Consider the following 3,477-nt stretch of genomic DNA (forward strand, 5'->3'; position numbering starts at 1 on the left):
CGTCCGCGAGGTCACGCTGTACCGGCTGACCGGTGTGGAAGCAGACGAGCGGAGTATGTGTGCGGTCTTTGACGAAGCTGGAACCGCCCGCCAACAGCTCGACCTCAGGGCCACCCGCATCGCCACGATGCCCGCGGTGGTGCTGTACGGGATGCGCGGCGGCGAGCGCCCGCCCGACTGGCAGGCCGACGCGGTTCGGACCACCGCGATCGACCTGGACCTGCGCGCGACTTCTCCGGTCGTCGCCGTCCTCGTCGCGGTGGACAACGTCGTCTACGCCTTCGGCTACGGCGGTGGGCACCACTTCATCCCGAGAGACCTCAGGGACCCGGAGTTCGGGCGCACGTTCGCCGCATGTGCTCTCGACCCGGCCACCGTGGCCACGGTGAACACCCGCGACATGGACACCGTGAACCGGTACGGCAGTATCCACGTACCGCGCGGCCAAGAGGTGCGCACCTTCGGACTTCGCCATGAAAGGGAATTGGTGAACCGGCTCAAAGCCAGGTGCGGACTGAATGAGCTCACCGCTGCGCGTGGCGGTGAGAAGGCGCGGTTCGTCGAATGCGGGGACGGCATTCGTACCCATCTCGGTGTCGACCAGGTCGACCTCGTCAACGACATCCGCTTCATCGCCGCGACCGTGGAAGAGCGCTATGTGCAGGAGGAGATGCGGTTCCTGGAGGACCGCAAAGAGGTCCGTTCCCCTGAGAAAATCGAGGTGCTCTGGTCGCTAGTCGAGGACGGGCTGCGCGAGCCGGAGTCCATCGGGCTCGCGATCTCGCCGCCGCTGGACGTCTTCGACCAGCTCAATGAGACGCGGTCCTTCCAGGTCCGCATCGGGCCCGTGTCGTGCCCCCTGCGCAGTGAATTCCGGGAAGAGGATCTTTCGGCGCGGCTTCGCCACCTGAAGAAGGGGACGCTCGCTCAGGCGCTCAAGAATGGCTGGATCAGGCTGTTCGAGGACGCGAACGGTCAGCGGGAGATCGCCGAGCACCGCAACCTGTGCTATTGGATCGAGGCTACGGTAGCGCCGGGCAGCGAGATGTACGTGCTGCGAGACGGGCGCTGGTATGAGTACGGCCCCCGCTACCTGGAGGAGGTCCGCCGTGAGACCGCAGACCTCCTGGCGAAAGGGTCATCGGTGGACCTCCCCGAATGGCCGGACTGGCTGGCGTACAGGTACGACCGGGAGTCGCCCGAGGCCGCCTATAACAGGCACGTCGCCGAGACGCAGCCCGGCTACCTGTGCCTGGACAAGAACCTCGCCCACACCGATGTCCATTCCGGCAATGGGATTGAGCTGTGCGACCTACTGGGTCCGGGCAACGAGCTGGTCCACGTCAAGCAGGCATCCTCAGCCGCGGGCTTGAGCCACCTGTTCAACCAGGCCAAGTCGGCCGTGGAGAGTCTGCACTACGAGAAGCAGGCCCACGAGTGGTTCGCCAACACTGTGGCCTCCATGGCTCCTGAGCGCGACCTTTCTGGCTTCCAGCCGAGGACCGTCGTTTTCGGAATCCGACTGGCCAAGCACTCCGATGTCACCGTCGACAACCTCTACCCCCTGGCTCAGGTCGAGCTGTACCGCACCGCCGTGGCGCTGCGCCGGTGCGGAATCACCGTTGAGGTCGTCGCCATCAGGCACAACGGCTGAACTGCCCCGGGTTCTGTGGGGTCCGGTGCGGTTGTTTCAGGAGGCTTTCCGGACCGCTGTTTGTTGGTGATGGTGCTGTTCGTATTCGATGGGTGGGAGATAGTCCAACACCGAGTGCAGGCGTTGGTGGTTGTACCAACCCACCCACGTCACTAAGGCATGTTTGCCCTGAGACTTGGTGGCCCACAGGCCGTCGTGTTCGATGGGCTCGGCGTTGTCTTTACGCAGTCGCCGCAGCTCCTCGCGCTCGGCGGTGGTGAGCCGGCCCTCACGCGGGCCTGTGTCGGCCTTACCCTTGGCGGCCCCAGTTACGCAATGCCTCGCGGTGACTCCCTAAATCCTGGGCCACATGCGGGAGCGGACGGGCGCTGGTGCCGATCGCGCGCACGGCTCCCAAGCTCCTCAGGGGACGTACGTGGTGCGGGCATAGCTCCCTGACTCTTTAAACACCAGAGAGTAAACCCTGGTCAAGAGAAACTCCACAAAACCCGGTGGAGGCCGCGAGCTCGCCGGCGCCGCGACGCCTCCCACCACTGCTGCTACTGTGTCGCCAAGCTGGTGCTCACTACCCCACCGCCGAGGGGGCGCGGGGGTGCGCCCGTTGACCTGGCCCAGGCCAAGGGACTCGACGAGCGTAAACAGGCCCCTGACCCAAGTCCACCCCCTCGGGCCTAGGCCCGGCTACGCGGTCTGCGCGAAGGCTTTGCCGGGGCCGGCGTCGAGGCGGCCATGGCCCGTGCCAGCTCGACCCCGGTGCCTCCAGCGCCGTAGACCGATAAGAAAACGGCACGGCCCCGAGGATTCCCGGTTGACGAGGAAGCGTGAGGTCGACTCTTCCCCTGTACCGCCGATTCCTGGAATTCCTCTTCTTGTGTCCCTGCGGAGGCTTATCGTCTGATGTGCAGGAGCCGTGGCTATCCGGCGCATCTCTTCGGGGCAGCCCATGATCAACAATCCTCACGCAAAGTCCTTCCACGAGTCTCCACGGGCATGGTGTGCTGCCCGACATGGTCGGAGCCGTCTGCCATGACTCAAGGCGTGGCTCCTTCGCTTATCGGCAGTGCCGCGCCTCGGCGTCGCGCACTGGCGCATCTGTCGCCTATTTTCGAGCTTCACGTGAACCGTGGGCGCAACCCGTCGAAGATCGACTGGTCGGCCTATGACTTCATCTCCCTGACTCAGTTCACGGTCGACAGGATCGCGCTGTCATCGAGGCTGGACGGCCACCTCGGCGTCGCCCGCGAAACCCTCCTCGCGGAGATGACGCGGGCGACAGCGGCGATGGCGCCCAGCCGGCCGGACGGCGAGCATGAGCGGGTCGCCGTGCATGTCCTGGACCATCTGCTCCGCCACGAGGAGCCCACCCCGTACTTCTCCGTCGAGTACGCCGACCCTGACAACGAGTGGACGACGCCCCCTCAAGGCGCGGGTTCTGTACGAAACGATCGCGTCGGACGGCGAGACGCTCTACGTCAACGTCGACAACACGGCGGTCATGCTGCTCCTCATCGCGACCAACCGGTCCCTGGAAGACGAACATGAGGCCGTGATCGCCGTCATGCGGGCGCAGACCGAGAGTGGCCGTCTCGAAGCGGCGATCGACTCCGCAGAGGACGCGCTCGCGCTGTCGCATACCTACGCCGCGAACGTGCGCCGAATGATCACGGAGGCAGAACGGGATGTGCACCGGATCAACTACCTCTCGGCCCTGCGGCCAGAGCTGGTCGCCGCCATGGGGCATCTCGACCGACGTATCCACGTTGACGGTGCGTTTCTCCGGCATCTGGAGGGCCTACGCGCCGATACCTCCCAAGAGCAGGACC

Annotated in this window: 3 protein-coding genes; 2 read left to right on the top strand and 1 reads right to left on the bottom strand. The window is 65.4% G+C overall.

The genetic code is table 11. The features are described 5' to 3' along the window. The coding region (locus ABD848_RS24695; protein WP_344977554.1) for a TIGR04141 family sporadically distributed protein at positions 1–1,654 on the top strand (1,654 nt) is incomplete at its 5' end. A 36-nt stretch (positions 1,655–1,690) separates the two neighbouring features. Here ABD848_RS24695 and ABD848_RS25160 read toward each other — a convergent pair. Continuing rightward, the gene (locus tag ABD848_RS25160) at positions 1,691–1,891 is read right to left on the bottom strand and encodes an integrase core domain-containing protein (protein ID WP_425567707.1); all 201 of its coding nucleotides are present in this window, start codon (positions 1,889–1,891) and stop codon (positions 1,691–1,693) included. Positions 1,892–2,981: 1,090 nt separating this feature from the next. On the opposite strand from ABD848_RS25160, the gene ABD848_RS24700 reads away from it, so the two are divergent. Next, on the top strand, positions 2,982–3,477 hold a 496-nt coding region (locus ABD848_RS24700; protein WP_344977557.1), incomplete at its 3' end, for a hypothetical protein.

The organism is Salinactinospora qingdaonensis (genome assembly GCF_039539445.1).
GTDB classification, from domain to species: Bacteria; Actinomycetota; Actinomycetes; order Streptosporangiales; family Streptosporangiaceae; genus Salinactinospora; species Salinactinospora qingdaonensis.